This window comes from Megasphaera paucivorans, from assembly GCF_900103535.1.
Classification (GTDB): Bacteria; Bacillota; Negativicutes; order Veillonellales; family Megasphaeraceae; genus Megasphaera_A; species Megasphaera_A paucivorans.
The window spans coordinates 66,125-83,910 of the sequence record NZ_FNHQ01000013.1; the positions used below are offsets into that span (position 1 = coordinate 66,125).

At 41.9% G+C, this 17,786-nt stretch carries 21 protein-coding genes and 1 pseudogene; 18 read left to right on the forward strand and 4 right to left on the reverse strand.

What is annotated here, in order from left to right; all coding sequences use genetic code 11:
* Positions 1–59: 59 nt before the first annotated feature.
* From BLR11_RS07430 to BLR11_RS07460, 9 genes are all read left to right on the forward strand, one after another.
* Positions 60–758: a nucleotidyltransferase family protein gene (locus BLR11_RS07430; RefSeq protein WP_091650160.1), complete on the forward strand. Its 699-nt coding sequence runs from the start codon at positions 60–62 to the stop codon at positions 756–758.
* Positions 755–1,306 (forward strand): GHMP family kinase ATP-binding protein, encoded by a 552-nt coding sequence (locus tag BLR11_RS14325; RefSeq protein WP_218118740.1) that lies wholly within the window; start codon positions 755–757, stop codon positions 1,304–1,306. The genes BLR11_RS07430 and BLR11_RS14325 overlap by 4 nt, the downstream gene beginning before the upstream one ends.
* Positions 1,257–1,724 (forward strand): hypothetical protein, encoded by a 468-nt coding sequence (locus BLR11_RS14330; RefSeq protein ID WP_218118741.1) that lies wholly within the window; start codon positions 1,257–1,259, stop codon positions 1,722–1,724. The genes BLR11_RS14325 and BLR11_RS14330 overlap by 50 nt, the downstream gene beginning before the upstream one ends.
* Complete coding sequence (locus BLR11_RS07440; RefSeq protein ID WP_245675114.1) at positions 1,717–2,241, forward strand: D-glycero-alpha-D-manno-heptose-1,7-bisphosphate 7-phosphatase; 525 nt, start codon at positions 1,717–1,719, stop codon at positions 2,239–2,241. The genes BLR11_RS14330 and BLR11_RS07440 overlap by 8 nt, the downstream gene beginning before the upstream one ends.
* Positions 2,238–3,209, forward strand: a complete 972-nt coding sequence (galE, locus tag BLR11_RS07445) for a UDP-glucose 4-epimerase GalE (protein WP_091650167.1) — start codon at positions 2,238–2,240, stop codon at positions 3,207–3,209. Before BLR11_RS07440 ends, galE begins: the two co-directional genes overlap by 4 nt.
* Before the next feature lie 28 nt (positions 3,210–3,237).
* Positions 3,238–3,825 (forward strand): SIS domain-containing protein, encoded by a 588-nt coding sequence (locus BLR11_RS07450; RefSeq protein ID WP_218118742.1) that lies wholly within the window; start codon positions 3,238–3,240, stop codon positions 3,823–3,825.
* A gap of 110 nt (positions 3,826–3,935) precedes the next feature.
* Positions 3,936–4,385, forward strand: coding sequence for a transposase (locus BLR11_RS14730; RefSeq protein WP_425433751.1), 450 nt, complete (start codon positions 3,936–3,938; stop codon positions 4,383–4,385).
* Between the two features lie 175 nt (positions 4,386–4,560).
* Complete coding sequence (locus BLR11_RS14735; protein WP_425433752.1) at positions 4,561–5,010, forward strand: DDE-type integrase/transposase/recombinase; 450 nt, start codon at positions 4,561–4,563, stop codon at positions 5,008–5,010.
* Positions 5,011–5,526: 516 nt separating this feature from the next.
* Positions 5,527–5,874, forward strand: a complete 348-nt coding sequence (locus tag BLR11_RS07460) for a VanZ family protein (RefSeq protein WP_091650170.1) — start codon at positions 5,527–5,529, stop codon at positions 5,872–5,874.
* A 495-nt stretch (positions 5,875–6,369) separates the two neighbouring features.
* Here the strand turns inward: BLR11_RS07460 and istB are convergent, their stop codons facing one another.
* The 3 genes from istB to istA form a co-directional block, all read right to left on the reverse strand.
* Positions 6,370–7,146, reverse strand: coding sequence for an IS21-like element helper ATPase IstB (istB, locus tag BLR11_RS07465; protein WP_091650172.1), 777 nt, complete (start codon positions 7,144–7,146; stop codon positions 6,370–6,372).
* A gap of 211 nt (positions 7,147–7,357) precedes the next feature.
* Positions 7,358–7,759, reverse strand: a complete 402-nt coding sequence (locus tag BLR11_RS14335) for a Mu transposase domain-containing protein (protein WP_218118743.1) — start codon at positions 7,757–7,759, stop codon at positions 7,358–7,360.
* A gap of 103 nt (positions 7,760–7,862) precedes the next feature.
* On the reverse strand, positions 7,863–8,705 hold the full coding sequence (gene istA / locus BLR11_RS14340) for an IS21 family transposase (protein WP_218118744.1): 843 nt from the start codon (positions 8,703–8,705) through the stop codon (positions 7,863–7,865).
* A gap of 338 nt (positions 8,706–9,043) precedes the next feature.
* On the opposite strand from istA, the gene BLR11_RS07475 reads away from it, so the two are divergent.
* Positions 9,044–9,739: a DUF6088 family protein gene (locus BLR11_RS07475; protein WP_091650174.1), complete on the forward strand. Its 696-nt coding sequence runs from the start codon at positions 9,044–9,046 to the stop codon at positions 9,737–9,739.
* Positions 9,726–10,100, forward strand: a complete 375-nt coding sequence (locus tag BLR11_RS07480; protein ID WP_091650177.1) for a nucleotidyl transferase AbiEii/AbiGii toxin family protein — start codon at positions 9,726–9,728, stop codon at positions 10,098–10,100. The genes BLR11_RS07475 and BLR11_RS07480 overlap by 14 nt, the downstream gene beginning before the upstream one ends.
* A 202-nt stretch (positions 10,101–10,302) precedes the next feature.
* On the opposite strand, the gene BLR11_RS07485 is transcribed toward BLR11_RS07480, so the two are convergent.
* Positions 10,303–10,587 (reverse strand): transposase, encoded by a 285-nt coding sequence (locus tag BLR11_RS07485; RefSeq protein ID WP_091650179.1) that lies wholly within the window; start codon positions 10,585–10,587, stop codon positions 10,303–10,305.
* Positions 10,588–10,944: 357 nt separating this feature from the next.
* Between BLR11_RS07485 and BLR11_RS07490 the strand changes: the two genes are divergently transcribed.
* The 7 genes and pseudogenes from BLR11_RS07490 to BLR11_RS07520 all read left to right on the forward strand — a co-directional run.
* Positions 10,945–12,327 (forward strand): sensor domain-containing diguanylate cyclase, encoded by a 1,383-nt coding sequence (locus BLR11_RS07490; protein ID WP_091650181.1) that lies wholly within the window; start codon positions 10,945–10,947, stop codon positions 12,325–12,327.
* Positions 12,328–12,332: 5 nt separating this feature from the next.
* Positions 12,333–13,088: an EAL domain-containing protein gene (locus BLR11_RS07495; RefSeq protein WP_281240847.1), complete on the forward strand. Its 756-nt coding sequence runs from the start codon at positions 12,333–12,335 to the stop codon at positions 13,086–13,088.
* Between the two features lie 121 nt (positions 13,089–13,209).
* Complete coding sequence (locus BLR11_RS07500; RefSeq protein WP_091650186.1) at positions 13,210–15,822, forward strand: DEAD/DEAH box helicase; 2,613 nt, start codon at positions 13,210–13,212, stop codon at positions 15,820–15,822.
* Positions 15,823–15,832: 10 nt separating this feature from the next.
* Positions 15,833–16,564 (forward strand): SWIM zinc finger family protein, encoded by a 732-nt coding sequence (locus BLR11_RS07505; RefSeq protein ID WP_091650189.1) that lies wholly within the window; start codon positions 15,833–15,835, stop codon positions 16,562–16,564.
* A gap of 120 nt (positions 16,565–16,684) precedes the next feature.
* A pseudogene (locus BLR11_RS07510) lies at positions 16,685–16,837 on the forward strand (hypothetical protein); the annotation flags it as partial.
* 90 nt (positions 16,838–16,927) lie between these two features.
* Positions 16,928–17,332, forward strand: a complete 405-nt coding sequence (locus tag BLR11_RS07515; RefSeq protein ID WP_091650194.1) for an arsenate reductase ArsC — start codon at positions 16,928–16,930, stop codon at positions 17,330–17,332.
* 199 nt (positions 17,333–17,531) lie between these two features.
* Positions 17,532–17,786 (forward strand): helix-turn-helix domain-containing protein (locus BLR11_RS07520; protein WP_143006411.1); only part of this gene is annotated, 255 nt, incomplete at its 3' end.

The window sequence follows — 17,786 nt, forward strand, 5'->3', positions numbered from 1 at the left end:
GGTCATTTTTGTCGCATTTGGTTGACAAAGTAGTTGTTTATAAGAAGGAGAGTGTATGGATGAAAGCATTTCTTTTAGCTGCCGGTTATGGCACGAGGCTGAAACCGTTAACGGATACAATCCCAAAATGCATGGCTCCGATTTCCGGCAAACCGTTGTTATCATGGTGGATGGAATTATTTGAAAAGCATGCTATTTCTGAAGTCCTTGTCAACACGCATTATTTGCCGGAGCCTGTCAGAAAATATATGGTTCAGTACAATGCATGTCATACTGCAACTCACATTGTGGAATTTTTTGAACCGGAGCTACTGGGAAGCGGTGGTACGGTGCTTGCTAATAAAGAGTTCGTAAAAAATGCGGCAGATTTCTTGATCTGCTATGCCGATAATTTAACAAATGTAAATTTATCTGACATTATTCGTTTTCATCGGCAGAAAAGTGCATTATTGACAATGGGATTATTTCACACGAATAATCCTTGCGGTTGTGGGATCGCGGCAATGGATCATAACGGAGTAATATGTGAATTTCAGGAAAAGCCGAAACATCCGAAAAGTAATTTGGCAAATGCAGGCATCTATGTTTGCAGCAAGGAAATTTTTACATATTTTCCGCATCAGCATGTGATTGATTTCGGTACAGATGTTTTACCGTTATTAGCAGGTAAAATGTATGGATATGAAATCACAGGTTATCTGAGGGATATTGGTACCCCGGAAAACTATGCATTGGTGCAGAAGGAGTGGAAGTCGTGATCATTACACAAACACCGTTCAGAATTAGTTTTGTCGGCGGGGGAACAGATCTGGAAGCATATTATAAGACGAATTATGGGGCTGTTGTCAGTACAGCTATCAATAAATCGATCTATATTACCATCAATAAGCGGTTTGATGATACGATTCGATTGAGCTATTCAAAAACAGAAATTGTCGATCATGTGGATGATCTTCAGCATGATATAGCGAAAGCCTGCTTGAAGATGACAGGAGTTGAACGGGGAGTCGAAATTACGTCGATTGCCGATGTGCCGGCAGGCACAGGGCTCGGTTCTTCCAGCAGCTTTACAGTAGGCTTGTTGAATGCGCTGTATACATATATCGGTGAGCAGAAGTCGGCACAGGAATTGGCTGAACTTGCCTGTCGGGTTGAAATTGATATTTTAAAGCATCCTATCGGCAAACAGGATCAATTTGCGGCCGCATATGGCGGCATGAATTATTTTCGATTTAATTCGGACGGTTCTGTGGAACGTGAAAAAAATCCAAATTACGGATGTCATGAAACGGGAAATGAATCGTAAACTCATGATGTTTTATACAGGGATTAAACGGAGTGCTGATGGGATACTGAAGAAACAATCACAGGATACAGCTTCAAAATTGGATATCTTAAATTACATGCGTGATCAGGCCGGTACATTGAAAACAATTTTAAATCAGGAAGGATTCAATGATAAATTTGCTGAAATACTGCATCAAGGCTGGCAAAAGAAAAAGTCTATCACGAATGGCATATCCAACGGAAATATAGACGAAATTTATCAACAGGCATTAGAAGCAGGAGCATCCGGAGGGAAGATTCTCGGTGCCGGTGGCGGCGGCTTTTTGCTGTTGTACTGCGACGAGGCAAAGCAGCCTGCTGTTCGAAACGCTGTTGGACTGCGGGAATTGGATTTTAGGATAGCCGAACGCGGGAGCAGGGTGGTATATTTTGCCTAGAGCAGCCGTGTTTCTGGATAGGGACGGGGTCATCAATGTATGTGCGCCGCCCCATGATTATATTAAGCGATGGAGTGAATTTCAATTTTTGCCACAGGTGGATACTGCAATCGCAAAGTTAAACAAAAAACGAATATATGTCTTTGTTGTCACGAACCAGAGGGGTGTTGCCAGAGGATTGATGACAGTGGAGAATGTAGACGACATCCATCGTCATATGCGGCATTCTTTGATGGAGAAGCAAGCTGTTATTGATGATATTTTTGTATGCCCGCATGAATCAGGAACCTGCCATTGTCGAAAACCGGATATAGGTCTGTTCCTTCAAGCAGAGCAGCAATATGATATTGATAAAACACATTCTTTTATGATCGGTGATAGTGTTGGTGATATTCAAGCAGGCAAAAAATATGGGATAACAACTATTTCCATTGGTAGCACATGTTTTGACGGGGATTATCATTTTCATGATCTAAACGAAGCAGTGGATTATATTTTAGGAGGAAACATAGGATGAGAGTTTTGATTACAGGTGGTGCAGGGTATATTGGCAGTCATTGCAACAGGCTTTTTGCGGATAAAGGAATTGAAACAGTTGTACTTGATGATTTGAGCGACGGACATAAGGCAGCTGTCGTTGCCGGTGAATTTGTGAAAGGAAATTATGGAGATCGGGTTTTTATGAAACAGCTTTTTTCCCAATATACATTCGACGGTATTATTCATTTTGCTGCGTTTGCGTCTGTGCCGGATTCGGTAGCGCGCCCACAGCGGTATTATGACAATAATGTTGCTAAAATGTTGGCTCTGTTAGATGAAGCAGTAGCAAGCGGTATTAAGTATTTTGTCTTTTCTTCTTCGGCGGCGACATTCGGGGAACCGCAATATGTTCCAATTGACGAAAAACATCCGCAGCACCCTATCAACCCATATGGGATGACGAAGCTGATTGGGGAAGAGATACTGGCTGATTATGAGAAAGCATACGGCATTCATTCCTGCTCGTTTCGATATTTTAATGCGGCCGGAGATGCACCGGATGGCATGATTGGGGAGGCACATAATCCGGAATCCCATTTAATCCCGTTAGTCATGCGTGCAGCGATGACAGGTGAAAAAATGAAAGTATTTGGGGATGACTATGCTACGAAGGACGGCAGCTGTGTTCGCGATTATGTACATGTAGAAGATTTAGCGGAAGCTCATTATCTGGGACTCCAATACATCATGGAACATAATATCAGCGAAAACTTTAATTTGGGGAGCAGTGATGGTTTCAGCGTCTTGGATCTGATCCGCACCTTTGAGAAAATTTTAGGACAAAAGATACCGTATGATATTGTCGGTCGTCGTGCAGGAGATCCGGCGGTATTGGTGGCATCCAATGCTAAGGCGAAAGAATTGTTAGGATGGGATCCTAAACGCAGTGATTTGGAAACGATCCTTAACGATGCTTGGCATTGGGAACAACATAGAAAATATTAAGCTGTCCTGGTTGTTGGGAGGAATAGAGATGATGATAGATTTCAAAACGGATATGCAGCAATATTTTACAAGGGAAATGGAAGTTATCAAGAACCTGGACATAAATGAACTGAATTCTGCAATGAATGCCATATATGATGCATGGCAGCGTGAAGCTGTCATTTATGTATTTGGAAACGGTGGCAGCAGTGCTACAGCTTCACACATGGTTTGTGATTTCAATAAAGGCATATCCGACGGACACGCAAAAAAATTCAGATTGCAGTGTTTGAATGATAATATGCCCATTATATCGGCAATAGCGAATGATATCAGTTATGACGATGTCTTTTCCTATCAATTGGAAAAGATATTGCGTACAGATGACTTGATCGTCGCCATTTCCGGCAGCGGCAATTCAAAAAATATTATGAAAGCCGTTGAATATGCCAAGCAGATAGGTACAAAAATTGTCGGAATAACCGGATATGATGGAGGTAAACTTAAAAAGATAGCCAACTATTCCATGCATGTTCCTATAAATGATATGCAAATCGCAGAAGATATCCACATGATTTTTGATCACATGATGATGCATATTTTTAGTTGTCATCGCCGAGATATAATTGACCCATAAAGCCGAAAAGAAATTGACCCACACCAACCCCCTGTGTGTCAGAATAGTTGTCAGTAAGTTCCCAATACTCTTGAGGTAGTATTATCACAGAGAGAAAGAAGACATTCATTATGCAATACAGTGATGAACTTAAAGGTTCTCTGCTGCGAAGAATGCTTCCTCCCGGCAACGAGTTAATCACTAAAATTTCGCGAGAGGAAGGAATCTCGGAACAAACTCTGCGCAACTGGAGAGACAAGGCCAGAGACGGTATTGCTGCACCAGGTATCCGTGCCACGTCTGATGGGTGGTGGAGCACTCAGGATAAATTTCTGATCGTCGTAGAGACAGCGAGTATGTCTGAAACCGAACTGGCTGAATATGCCAGAAAGAAAGGCTTCTATGTCGAGCAGATCAAGGCTTGGAAAGATGCCTGCATGAATGCCAATGGGGGTGTTGCTGAAGAGGCAGCGCGAGTGAATAAAGAACTGAAGGTTGCACGCGTACCAATAAACAGCTGCAAAAAGAACTGGACCATAAGGAAAAAGCATTGGCTGAAACAGCGGTTTTGCTCATACTAAAAAAGCCGAATACGCGGACATGTCTCCCTGTGAAATTGTCCCTGCACTAGCGGATGAAGGCAGATTCATTGCATCGGAGTCGACATTCTACCGTGTGCTTCATGAGGAAAAGATGCAGAATTACCGTGGGTGCTCTGACGTACCATATCATTGACTGCTTGCCACATATGCAGCAATGGCTCCGAATCAAGTCTGGATGTGGGATATTACGTATCTCAACGGTCCGATCAGAGGACAGTTCTACTACCTTTACCTGTTTTCCGACCTCTATGACCGTGATATTGTCGGTTGGGAAGTCTGGGCCACAGAAGATACACAGCATGCCAGTGAATTAATCCGCCGAATCTGCTTAAAACACAACAGACTAACAACCCAGCCGCTCGTACTTCATTCTGACAATGGAACGCCTATGAAAGGAGCTACGATGCTGGAAACACTCTACAAGCTCGACATTACCTCATCGAATAGCCGCCCGCGCGTAAGCAATGATAACGCATATGCCGAAAGTATTTTCAAGACTTTGAAATACAGGCCGGAAATGGTTTTACATCACTTGAAGAAGCACGTAGATGGGTTGCAGGATTCGTTAGATGGTATAGATATGAACACCACCATTTCGGAATAAAATTTCTTCATCCCACAGATCTGCATGAAGGTCACGGGAAAGACATTCTTGCTAAACGTCATAATCTGTATGAACTTGTCAAAGATCGGCATCCGGAACGTTGGGATGGAAGAAACACCCGCGACTGGACACTACCGGAAGCAGTATACCTGAATCCGGCGCAGGCATCGGAAACGGAACTTGCAGTAAAAATAGTTTGAGTAGTCGTAATTCTGAACTGAGCTTAAGATTCATATTTTAAATTATAAATTCAGCCTAAATTTGGCTGAAATAGATAAACATACATCAAGGGGGTTACTGATAACTACCTTGACAACGAGCGGTAGCTTACTTTCAAGTTGACAAACACAGCGGTGTTAGATTTTTAGAAAACACATAGGCGGTTAACTATATGAAACGATGTATGGGAAGAATAATAGCACTTTTTGTCATTATGTTCATATGGCATAATTCTTTACAGGATGCTATGCATTTAGAGTATGCCAGTTTAGCAGTAGTTCATCTAATGCAGCCCCTATTAGCTACATTAGGAGTACGGTGTCTACGAGAGTGTTGGATGCGTTGCTTCGAAAGGTGGCTCATTTGTCGGAGTTTACGCTGTTAGGATTTGTCTTATGTACTTCATGTTCTTTCTTTAATGGCTTGAACGAAAAAAAAGTATGGGTGACGTTACTGATTGGATTATGTGTAGCAGTAATCGATGAACTGCTGCAGCGTTTCAGTCCCGGGAGGTCATGCCAGATCAGTGATATGCTGCTGGATTGGTGTGGTGTATGGATCGGGCTGGGAATGGCAGTAGGCGTGAGGAAGATAAGGGCGGTTTTAGGAAGAGATAAGAGCCGTTGTAAGAAAAAGCGGTTGTAATCCGTGTATGGTGTGAAGAGCGGCTGTAGGGAAAAATTATTAGTAGTTTTATGTGGTACTAAGCGAGTTGCGAGGCGGCTCGTATTTTTTTGTCGTATAATATTGTTCTAATAAAATCGTATGTTATAATAAAAGCATACTGATTAAATTAATATGAAATAATGCAATGAGACTATATGAAGGCTAAAAGGGGAGTGGTGAATATACTGATCGGATAGAGCCAGCGTTCCGGTGCGGCGTGAGCCGCATGACCGGAACTGTTGAGCCACTATCCCCAAAGTTATTCGCTTAAAGATTGATCCAATACATATACTTCACGCATTGAAATATCTTTTGATGGATCTGTACTTTCGATATTGATTTTATATGCATCGTGTACGATACGATCAAGGATGGCGTCGGCTTGTATATTCCGGTGCGGGGAAACCGTGGTTCCGGTGAAGCGGAAACCGCAAATCCGGAACCAGGAAACCACACCTTAGTCAATTAATATATCTACTCACTGATGTCTTGATTTAAACCATATATTTCCCGCATAGATGTATAACCTTGCGGAGAAGATGCTACGATGTTAATCTTGTAAGATTCATGTTTTATTCTATCCAGTATGGCCTCGGCTAAGGGGCTATCATCACCACCTAATTGATCATACCAACCATCTTGATGATATTGAGAACAGAAGATGGTTGAGGATTTTTTTCTCCTTCTGTGCAACAGTTCTAAGATATCCTGTTGTTCAGAGTCTTTCGGCTTCAAAAGCAGCCATTCATCAATGATAAGCAGAATAGGGTTAGCATATTTCATAAGTACTTTTTTATATGTGCCCTCACTCCGTGCCATCTCAAGGTCTATAAGAAGGTCGGGAAGGCGGATATATTTCGTTTTATAGCGTTGTTTGCAAGCTTCCATGCCAAATGCACACGCCATATACGTTTTGCCGCTTCCGGTTGCACCGGTTATGAAGATGGTATGGTGCTCATTGATGTACTCACAAGTACCAAGGCGCCTAATAATTTCTCGATTAAGCTTACGGCCTGAAGTATAGTTAATATCTTCAAGATAAGCTTCAGGTTGGTCAAATCCGGCATTTTTGATTAACCGTTTCAAGCTGTTGTTTTTACGGTTGCTATATTCAATACCTACCAACATTGCTATACGGTCTTCAAACGGTACCTCTTGCATTCTCGAGTCGGTTAACTGGTTGTGAAATGCGTCTGCCATGGATGTCATCCGCATTTCAATTAATTTGTCGATAGTACTTTGATTCGTCATCTTCTTTTACCTCCTGTAATAGTCTGCACCTCTTATAAGTGCATGTTTATTTCGTGTAGTAGTCAACGCTGTTTATAGCCTTCTTCATTCACCATATCGCCCTTGGCAGCTAAAATATTCTTTATGCTGTTGCAACTTGGATTTGTGGTGTAACTTAACGCTTTTTTGCAGGCGTTTTCAAGCCTGTCTACGGAATATTTATCCGCAAGCTTTAAAAGCCCCCCATACAGCTACGATATGACTGTTGTTCTACACGAGCAGAGGTAAGAATTGCATTGACAACATGAAAGGTACTATCTCCCATGCGTTTAGCCCAATTGCGGAATCTGTCACCATTCCATTCAAGATATTTCTGATGATCCAGTGGCATATGTTCCGTAATAGTGCTATATTGCCCCTTGCGTCCGTATAATCTGCGGTGTGAGGCAATCCGTGTATGATTGTAAAAAATCTCTACAACGTTACTTGTTACCCTAACTTCAACCTTATGTTTAATATATTCGTGGGGAACTGAGTATAGCATCCCTTCGTAAGATATGTGATAATTAAACTGAACGGTGGCATGTTTCCATTCCGCCAGTTCATACGGGGTAGCAGGTAATGGAGCCAGCAATGGCAGTTCTTCGTGGAGGAAGATTTCGTACCGGCTGCCCTCTTTTTTTTGGAAGGGCCTATGGCGAAATTCTTCAAGTTTTTCTCGAATTGCTTGATTTAATTCAGCAAGTGAAAAAAAATTCCACCTCTCTTAATGCAGCAAGTATCCAAGTGGAAATTGTACCAACAGTACCTTCTGCATTCGGTTTATCCTTTGGCGCGCGTACCCTGGCGGGTATGATGGCTGTACCGTAATGTTCTGCCATTTCATGGTAAACCGTGTTGATCTGTTGGTCGAACCAATTTTTATTATGGATTACAGCTGTTTTACAATTATCCGGTACAATAATTTTAGTGACTCCCCCAAAGTACTTATACATATTCGTATGAGCGGCAATCCATGATTCCTGTTTTTGATTAATAAAGGCCTCTACATACGGATATTGACTATAGGTCATAACGCCAACAAATACGTAAGCAGTTATGATTTCACCCGTATCTGGGTCTATTATTCTGGCAGTATCTCCCGCCCAATCTACCTCAATTTGTTCGCCTGGTTTTCGGTTGATATGCATGGAGGCTCGCCGCTTAATTTCATCTTGCTGAATGTAATAACAGAACTGAGAATACATAAGCGGCACATCTCTGGACAAGCGACATGCTTCCAAATACTCTGTCCACAGGAGCTTTTTATTACCCCCGTTTCGGAGCAGTTCTTTGCGGATGTGTTCGTAATCCGGCATCCTTTTGGTTGAGACTTTAATGGCCTGGCTTGTACTTGGGAACAGCATTGAGAGTAAGGCTTCTTCGGTAAGTTTTTTTACTAGCGGCCATTTTAAATTCTGTTCTTTACTCGCTTTCAGCACTTTGCTTACCGTTTTCTTAGAAACACCGCAACTAGTTGCAATGTTTTCTTGTGAGATATTAAGGTTTGACAACCTTAATATCTCGCGATACTTGGTCATGATTATGACCTCCTTAACTGTATTTACGTTATTGCTAACGCATGACTACAATATAAAGAACAATTTAAACGGTTTCCAGCTCCGGAATACCGGTTTCCATTTGGCCGGAATGGCGGTTTCCATAGACCGGATTCATGGGGTATTTCACACCGGAATATTCAGCATTTTGGTTGACAATGCAGGATGACAGGAAGGAGTACTCCTGTGACGGCAGAGTGTATTGGTGTGATTACGAACAGGTTTATAAAAACACACATCACTTTTTTGTCCAGTAAAAAAAATAAAAACTAGACAAAAAGTGATGTTTTATTTATAATGAGGTAAAGGAGGTGTTTACGTTGATTGCTAATAAGGAAGTATTGTCATATATTAATATATTACCCGAAAAGAAGATTATTTTGGTGGAAAAGATTAGTCAAAAATTTTCTTCTGTTAGTACTGCCAATATATTGAAAATTTTGGAAAGGGCTTGTTTAAATAAAAAAATAGTTCGCATTAGTAAAGGAATGTATTATAAGCCGCGGAAAACTAGATTTGGCGTACTTCCTATCAGTGAGTCAGAGATTGTTGATTTTTTTGTGGGAGTTAATAATCAATATGGTATCCAGAGTGGATATTATTTGTTTAATAAATATAATTTGACAACTCAAGTTGCTAAGAAACACATCATTTATTCAAATGTAAGTATCAGGGATAAAGGAAAAATTAATAATACGGTTATTATTAAATTACCTTTACAATATCATCTTTCCATGGCAGAAACGTTTGAGTTCATAGAGATATTGGATCAATATCAACATATTGAGGATTTAAATTCCCAATCTTTTTTGCAGTATTGTGAATATGCTGTAAAAAAGTTTAATGAAAGACAATTTTATAAGATTTGTCAGTTTAAAAAATATAAAAAGAAGACAGTTGCTTTTTTGAAAACTATTTTAGATAGTTATCATGTTCCCAATGATCTTGGAAGGTATTTAAATAGCACGTCGCGATATAACATACCGGTTGTGGAGGGAATCAATGAAACTACATGAAGATGCGGAAAATTTTGAGGCATTATCACGATTAACCAGTGCTTATATTGGAATACCAGAAACAGCCGTTCGTCGGGATTATCTTATTATCATGATTTTGGAAAAATTGTCGAGAAGTGCCTATCGTGATCAATGTGTGTTTAAAGGAGGAACATCACTAAGTAAATGTTATCCGGAATCTATCAAACGTTTTTCTGAAGACATTGATTTAACGTATTTACCGGAGAAGGGAATGTCTGATAAAGAAATTAATCGGCAATTAAAAAAGATCGAGAGAATACTAACTTCTGGTTTGTGTAAAAAGAGTATTAGTGCAGAACGCAGCAATAGTGGTCCTATGTCAAGATTTAGTACAAAATAAAATGAGAAAAGTATCCTCGGTTTAACTTGCCATCAAGGTGTTTTTTTTTCTGACACTGCTGATACAAATTTTCATATTCGTCTGGCGACATGTAATCGCAGTGACTGTGAATCCGTAGCAAGCATTCCAGAGACAGAAACATGGCGTTTCCTTTTTCTGGGTGTAGCTGCCTTGTTGGAAACTTCACGATACATAGTTTCCGTTAATTTCCCAGAATGCCGATGGCTTTTTTTAGGACGTCTAGCGCATCTTCTGTATCGTGCAATTTTCGTTTCAGTGCTGCCATTTCTTTTGCTTCATCTGATGCATAATTACCAGAACCACGGCATGTAATGTCTCCCGTATCTCGTAATTCTTTTTGCCATCGGGACAAGGTTTGCTGGCTTATGCCGAGATTTTTGGCACAACCGACCAACCCCCGATCCCGGTGATCATGATAATATTGGACGGCATCCAGTTTAAATTGTTTATCAAAGTGCTTCGCCATTATAAGTTCCTCCCGTTTCTGATACTTCTATTGTATCATGGTTTCATTTATAGGATTTTCTCATTTTGGCTTGTACTATTTTTATGCTAGCACTAATGCATCTGATATTGTTGCTATGTGAGTATATGTATATGGCAGAATACTGGATGCTTTTTTGTTTTATTTGTGACGTATGGGGACTGTGGCGGTACAGCGAGTTTGGCTGAAAATATAAAATAGAGGATGGGATGTAATATATTTGTAATTATTATTACATACAGTATGGTATAATGTGTATACATTATATATGTTCCATGAGGGACGATAGCCGATACATTTTAATGGTGAAGGTTGTAGTGTAATGGAGGCGATGAACGTATGAAATGTACAACTATTCATTACATTAATTCTGCAATTAGTAAGAGCGTAAAGGATTTATTAGAACAGCATATTCCGGCTTTGGTTGAAACGTGCAGCGCAGCGCAGTGTTTTGCACGAATACTGGGGCCGGAGGAAATTACGTATCATGTACAGACGCGGGGCAGTGTTTTTGAAAATGATTTGATGGATACTGTGTTAGAGCCTGTTTTTCAAGAGGTGCAGCAAACAAGAAAGACGACTGTCCTTTTTCCGTATAGGACATATCCTCATCGCATCGCGGATCTGAATTTTGATCCCATTCAATATTTGGCTGTATTTCCGGTTCAGTATGCGGATACGTGGATCGGAAGCATCGGGATTGCTTTTTTTTCGGAGGGGATGGCATTAACGGCGGCGGAGATTTCGTTATTGGAGGAAGTCATTGCTATCTATGCGCGGCTCATTTGGGAGTGCAATTCGGTTTTTTTTTCTTTTCCGGAAACAGGGGTGTGGATTTATAATATTGAGACGGATGAATTGCTGTTAGGAGATAATTTGTATCGTATTTATGGTATTGATAGTGAATACAGTACGATTATACTTCCATTTTCGGAGTACATTGCACAATTTGTGTATTCTGATGAAAGAGAAAAAGTGCAGCGACTCAAAACGAACATGCTGCTGGAAGATATGAAGGCGGCGGAGGCACAGTACCGGATCGTCCGAAGTGATGGGACGATCCGGCATATATGGACGCAGGGGCTTTCTGTCCAACAGGTAGAGAATCATAAGGAGATTTATGGATTTTCTCGGGATATTACAGCACAAATAGAGATGGAAGAAGAGCGGAAACAGTATGAAAAGAAAATCGAACACATGGCGTATTATGATCATTTGACCCAATTGCCGAACCGGCGGTTTTTAGTGAAGTGGCTGCAACAGGAAATGAGTTTGGTAAAACAAGGAAAAACGTCGGGGATTATATTTTTTGTAGATACGGATAATTTGAAAGTAATTAATAATGCCTATGGATATCGGTATGGGGATCAGGTCATTGTATTGACGAGTCAGTGCATTGTGGATGTATTAGGACCGAAGGCGTTTGTTTCACGGATTAGCGGGGATGAATTTTTTGCGGTTTTACCGGGAATCTACACGCAGAATCAAGTACGGGATATTGCCGAGCGACTGCGTTGTGCATTACAAGAAAAAAAAGATATATTAGGTATTTCGCTTCGATTGACGGCAAGCATTGGAGTTGCGGAATATCCCAAGGATGGGGATACACCGGAAGAAATTTCTAAAAATGTAGATGATGCGATGCATGTGGCGAAAGCAGAAGGCAAAGGCCAATATAGAGTATATGGGCCGGAAATGAAAAAGGCGGCATTAAAAAAATAGAATTAATTAGCAGTTTATATGATGCCTTAGATAAGAATGAGTTTTTTTTAGTATTTCAGCCGCAGATTGCCCATCATTCTGTTGTTGGATTTGAAGCGCTGCTACGATGGAACAGTCCTGCCCATCCAGAAATTTCTCCTGTCCAATTTATCCCGCTTATTGGACAAGCCGGTCTGACAAATGTAGTAGGAAAGTGGATATTTGCCACGGCATGTCAATTTGCGCGTACACTTTTAGATTATGGCTGGAATGGATGTATTCATATTAATGTATCTCCCATACAATTGGCAATGGATGATTTTGTGGATATGATATTTCAGATCATACAGGAAACCGGAGTTCCCAGTACTAATATCGGCATTGAGATCACGGAAGATGCTTGCATGACCAGCTTTTTGTCTATGGAAAAAGTTGTTGATAAATTAGAACAAATTACGACCGCGGGCATACATTTAGCGATGGATGATTTTGGCACGGGATATTCTTCGTTGACGCTCTTGAATCAATTGCCTTTTGACACGATAAAAATAGATAAATCATTCATTGATAAAATAGGTACTACGTATAAGGAGGAACAGCTTGTCGCATCCATTATACAGATGGTGCATTTTTTAGATAAAAAAATAGTCGCAGAAGGTGTGGAAACGGAACAGCAATTGGCTTTTCTGCGGGATAAGCGATGTGATATTATTCAGGGATATTTGTATAGCAAACCGTTACGGGAAAAAGAAGCGATAGCCTTCTTGGCAAGAAGGCTATGATAGGAAAGGACAAGAGGCAATGGGAGGTACAGGGCCGGAGCGTATTATATGGAACAGAATTGTGAAATGATGCATTGCGTTATTCGATGTATAAAAACCTAAGTATGAGGTGGCAGGAAGCATGACAAAGAAAAACGGGCTGCAATTTATTTTTACTGCGGATTTTTTTTATCTGGATGATGAAAATCAAATATTTGATGATAAAACCGGCCAATGGAGGGACTTGTTTCGTCAGGATGCTGCCAAGGCCCTGTATCGATTGGGATTTGCCGAAGTAGGTGAAGAGGAAAGTCCTTCCTTTGTTTTTCTGCGTCATCTTGCCGCGGCATTTCTTGAACAACTGACACGCCTGCCGGAATTGGAACTTGTGCGCGGGCGGGCTGCGGTCAGTTTATCTGATGATCAGTGCAGGGCATTGCTGCAGACAGTGCCATATGCACTGGGGACGGAATATATAGACGCAGCTTGGCTGCGCCATGCTTTTCTTTGTCTGCAGCAGGAATTTTCCCGGGATATAGCCGAGTATCAAGGTACAGTATCCCTGTATTTGGCGGAACGAAGTCAGAATCTGCGTGTACCAGAGCGGATATTTTTCCATTTGGTGGAAAATCGACATGATGATGACTTTCCTTTTGCGTTCCTGGCGACGTATGCTACCCGCGATTCCAGCGACCGTGTGCGTCATATGCCGCTGCAGTTTGCCCTGACGGAATTCAAGGATCGGCGACAGACCTTGTTGACACTTCTTGCCTGTCTGGATAAAGCGGCGGAGGTATCCTCTTTGATCGCAGATTTTGTAAAATCTGGTGAGATGTTCCATCCCCTGCGGTTACGAGCCGATGAGGCGTATGATTTTTTGAAACATGTTGAAGATATTGAAGAAGCCGGAATTTTATGCCGTATCCCCAATTGGTGGAAACGGAGAGATACGGCTGTTTCGCTGACGGTTCAGCTAGGTGAGAAAAAAACGCCGATCCTTGGTTTTGATACGCTCCTATCTATGCAGCCAGGGTTGATGGTGAATGGTGAGATGTTGACGCAGCAGGAAATCAAGAAACTTCTGGCACAGACGGAAGGATTGGCTTTGCTTAAAGGGAAATGGGTGGAGGTCGACCATCAGAAGCTGCGGGAACTATTGACGGAGATGGATCAATACCAAGGTGAAGTATCGCTGCGGGAAGCACTGCGTTTGCAGTCCGGCATAGAAAAAAATGTGGCAGATCCTGATAACGGACCGCTGATTACAAACGGAAGTTGGCTGCAACGTTTCATCCGGCAGCTGCACAGTCCTGAAACCATTCGTATGATGAAGGTGCCGGCAACGGTGCATGCTGTTTTGCGACCGTATCAGGAAACCGGTTTTACATGGCTGCAGACAATGGGAAAACTTGGGTTTGGTATGTGCTTGGCAGATGACATGGGCTTGGGGAAAACGCTTCAAGTCCTTGCCTATCTGGAAACAATACGCCGGAAAGATAAGCAGGCTGCGGTCCTGTTGATCGTACCCGCATCCTTGTTGGGAAATTGGGAAAAAGAAATCGAAAGATTTACCCCCGATCTTTCGTTTACTATTTTGCATGGGCATACAGCCGCAACACTTACGGAGATGCTTGCAAAAAAACAAAAATTCCTGACGATCACGACGTATGGCATGGCTGCTCGTCTGCCTGTTTTGCAGCAGATGGCATGGACTTGCCTGATACTCGATGAAGCGCAGGCTATCAAAAATCCGGCGGCACAGCAGACAAAAACGATCAAGAAAATACAGGCAGTGCAGCGAATCGCGATGACAGGGACACCCATCGAAAATGACTTGACGAATCTTTGGTCGCTCTTTGACTTTCTGAATCAAGGACTGTTGGGAACGGCAGCTGAATTCAAGCGGTTTGCCGGAACATTGTCGGATCATCCTGAGGGATACGGCAGGCTAAAGCATATGGTGTCGCCATTTATTCTGCGCCGTTTGAAAACAGACAAGACGGTTATTCGAGATCTTCCTGAAAAATTGGAGCAGGTCGATTATATTCAGCTTACGAAAAAACAGGTCATTTTGTACCGCAAACAGGTCGCGGATCTGGAAGAAAAATTAAGCGGTACAGACGGTATGGAACGGCGAGGGTTGGTACTGGCTACTATTACTAAACTCAAACAGATTTGCAACCACCCGGATCAATTTCTGGGGCAGTCAGATTTTACGCCGACAGACAGCGGTAAATTTGAGATGCTGCGAGAGCTCTGTCAAACTATATCTGAAAAGCGCGAGCGTGTGCTTGTTTTTACACAGTATCGGGAAATAACGGAATATCTGGCGCACTATTTGGAGAAGGTTTTCGGTCGCACCGGGTTTGTTATTCACGGGGGGACACGTGTCAAAAAACGCACCGAGATAGTAGATGCTTTTAACGGCAGCGCATATGTTCCTTTTATGGTCTTATCGGTAAAGGCGGCAGGCACCGGGCTCAATTTGGCAGCCGCTAATCATGTTATTCACTTTGACCGGTGGTGGAATCCGGCTGTAGAAAATCAGGCAACGGATCGGGTGTACCGCATCGGACAAAAAAAGGATGTTATGGTTCACAAATTGGTTGCCGCGGGGACGATCGAAGAAAAAATCGATACGATCCTTTCTGGTAAGAATGAGTTGGCTGAGCACGTTCTGGGAAGAGGAACGGGGAAATGGATTACAGAACTGGATGACATGGAGTTGTTGAATATGATGCGGCTTACTTTCTAGGAGGCAGACCATGAGTAATTACTATAAAAATATGTATCCTTCTTATACGCAGCCTTCGGCGGAGGAACTGCGTCGAAAGGCGGAAACAAGTGTGATGAAAGCTGGCAAGTGCGGACAGAAATATGAGCCGGTCTGTGTGGCAGGAACTAAAATTTGTCAACGTTGGTGGGGCATTGCCTGGTGCCGTAATTTAGAACAGTATGCTGATTATACCAGCCGGATCGGCCGCGGAAAACGCTATGTCCGTGCCGGTGCCGTGCTGGATCTCAAAATAGAAGCCAGTCATATCCTAGCCAAGGTACAGGGAAGCCGGCAGCGTCCGTATCAGGTTGAAATTCGTATCAACCCGCTTACGGAAAAGGCTGCTAAGAAAATTCAGCAGCAATGTGTCAGAAAAATAAAAAGTCTGGAAGATTTGGCTGCCGGAGAATTTCCAGAAGAGCTGCAACATATTTTTACCGGTACCGATGGATTATTTCCTAAGCCATCGGATATCTTTTTTGATTGTTCCTGCCCAGATTGGGCCTATATGTGTAAGCATGTGGCGGCAGTTATGTATGCTGTTGGCGTTCGTCTTGATGAGAATCCTTTCTATTTTTTTAAACTGCGAGGTATTCATGTCGACGAATTTATCGATGCCGCTGTGGAAGATCGTATTGAAAGCATGTTGAAGCATGCTGCTAATAAAAGTTCGCGCATCATAGATCAAAAAGAAGTACATGATTTGTTTGGCGTTTTGTAACTTAATACCGCACCGCTATACTTTCAATAAGGAAGCAAGCGTTTTGGAAAAATCAGATACATTCCACAAACCGGCTACAATACAATTCATTACGTATACTAAAAAAATACATATTTTCAAAACTGGGTCATGGGACCGATCTTGATGTTTGGATTAGCCGTACTGTTTTTGAGCGATATGCCCGGATTTGCGGTGGGACTCATCATTATTGGGTTGGCCCGGTGTTTGGGATTGCCTCGGATCAAGCGTTTACCGCGGTTATCGGGCCTTTAGTAGAAGTTCCGGTCATGATTGCCTTGGTGAACGCGGTTTTATATATAAAACGAAAATATTATGCTTCCAGCAGTTAGGAGTTGAGTGTTCATGTCAGAAAAAATAAAAGTTGCCTTTATTTGTGTCCACAATTCCTGCCGCAGTCAGATTGCAGAGGCGCTGGGGAAATACTATGCCGCCGATGTATTTGAAAGTTATTCTGCAGGCACAGAAATAAAACCGCAAATCAATCAAGATGCCGTGCGGCTGGTAAAAGAGCTTTATGGTATTGATATGGAGAAAACACAACGATCAAAAGTATTGGGAGATATCCCGCCCGTGGATAGGGTCATTACCATGGGCTGTAATGTGGTATGCCCGTATCTTCCCTGCAAGTACCGCGAAAACTGGGAACTGGACGATCCCACCGGAAAAAGCGACGAAGAGTTTAAAGCGGTTATTTCTCTCATTGAGGATCATATTTTGCTCTTAAAAGAGAAGCTGAGTCGTTCATGAAATTCGTATAAAAATGGGTCAGTCTATTGCAGCTGATCTAATGATTTTTTAGAATAGCATAAAGAGAGCATTCCATTTAGATATTGGATTTTTTATATCTTGAATTGTAAAATGAAGTGCGACAAGTAATAAAAATAGCTCATAGAGCTGACCTCGTGTAAAATGAAGTTACCACACACCATTAAACGGAGGTTATCTTATGAGCTACCACCATTTTAGCATGTTTGACCGTGCGCGTATACAAGCACTTCATACTCTTGGTTATTCAACTAGACAAATTGCTATACAGACAGGACGACATCATTCGAGTATCGAACGGGAATTAGTTCGTAACACAACAAAAGATATCTATATAGCAGAGGAGGCTCATCAATGCTATAAAAAGCGAAGAATCCATTCCAAACCTCGTGGCAAGTATGATAAAACTATCGCGGCTATAGTGGAAGAAAAACTG

Coding starts and splice junctions, on each gene's coding strand:
- BLR11_RS14735 (WP_425433752.1), top strand. CDS start 4,561: ATGGCTCCGAATCAAGTCTGGATGTGGGATATTACGTATCTCAACGGT.
- BLR11_RS07515 (WP_091650194.1), top strand. CDS start 16,928: ATGTCAGAAAAAATAAAAGTTGCCTTTATTTGTGTCCACAATTCCTGC.
- BLR11_RS07490 (WP_091650181.1), top strand. CDS start 10,945: ATGAAATGTACAACTATTCATTACATTAATTCTGCAATTAGTAAGAGC.
- galE (WP_091650167.1), top strand. CDS start 2,238: ATGAGAGTTTTGATTACAGGTGGTGCAGGGTATATTGGCAGTCATTGC.
- BLR11_RS07480 (WP_091650177.1), top strand. CDS start 9,726: ATGAAACTACATGAAGATGCGGAAAATTTTGAGGCATTATCACGATTA.
- BLR11_RS07505 (WP_091650189.1), top strand. CDS start 15,833: ATGAGTAATTACTATAAAAATATGTATCCTTCTTATACGCAGCCTTCG.
- istB (WP_091650172.1), bottom strand. CDS start 7,146: ATGACGAATCAAAGTACTATCGACAAATTAATTGAAATGCGGATGACA.
- istA (WP_218118744.1), bottom strand. CDS start 8,705: ATGACCAAGTATCGCGAGATATTAAGGTTGTCAAACCTTAATATCTCA.
- BLR11_RS07430 (WP_091650160.1), top strand. CDS start 60: ATGAAAGCATTTCTTTTAGCTGCCGGTTATGGCACGAGGCTGAAACCG.
- BLR11_RS07485 (WP_091650179.1), bottom strand. CDS start 10,587: ATGGCGAAGCACTTTGATAAACAATTTAAACTGGATGCCGTCCAATAT.
- BLR11_RS07500 (WP_091650186.1), top strand. CDS start 13,210: ATGACAAAGAAAAACGGGCTGCAATTTATTTTTACTGCGGATTTTTTT.
- BLR11_RS14730 (WP_425433751.1), top strand. CDS start 3,936: ATGCAATACAGTGATGAACTTAAAGGTTCTCTGCTGCGAAGAATGCTT.
- BLR11_RS07450 (WP_218118742.1), top strand. CDS start 3,238: ATGATGATAGATTTCAAAACGGATATGCAGCAATATTTTACAAGGGAA.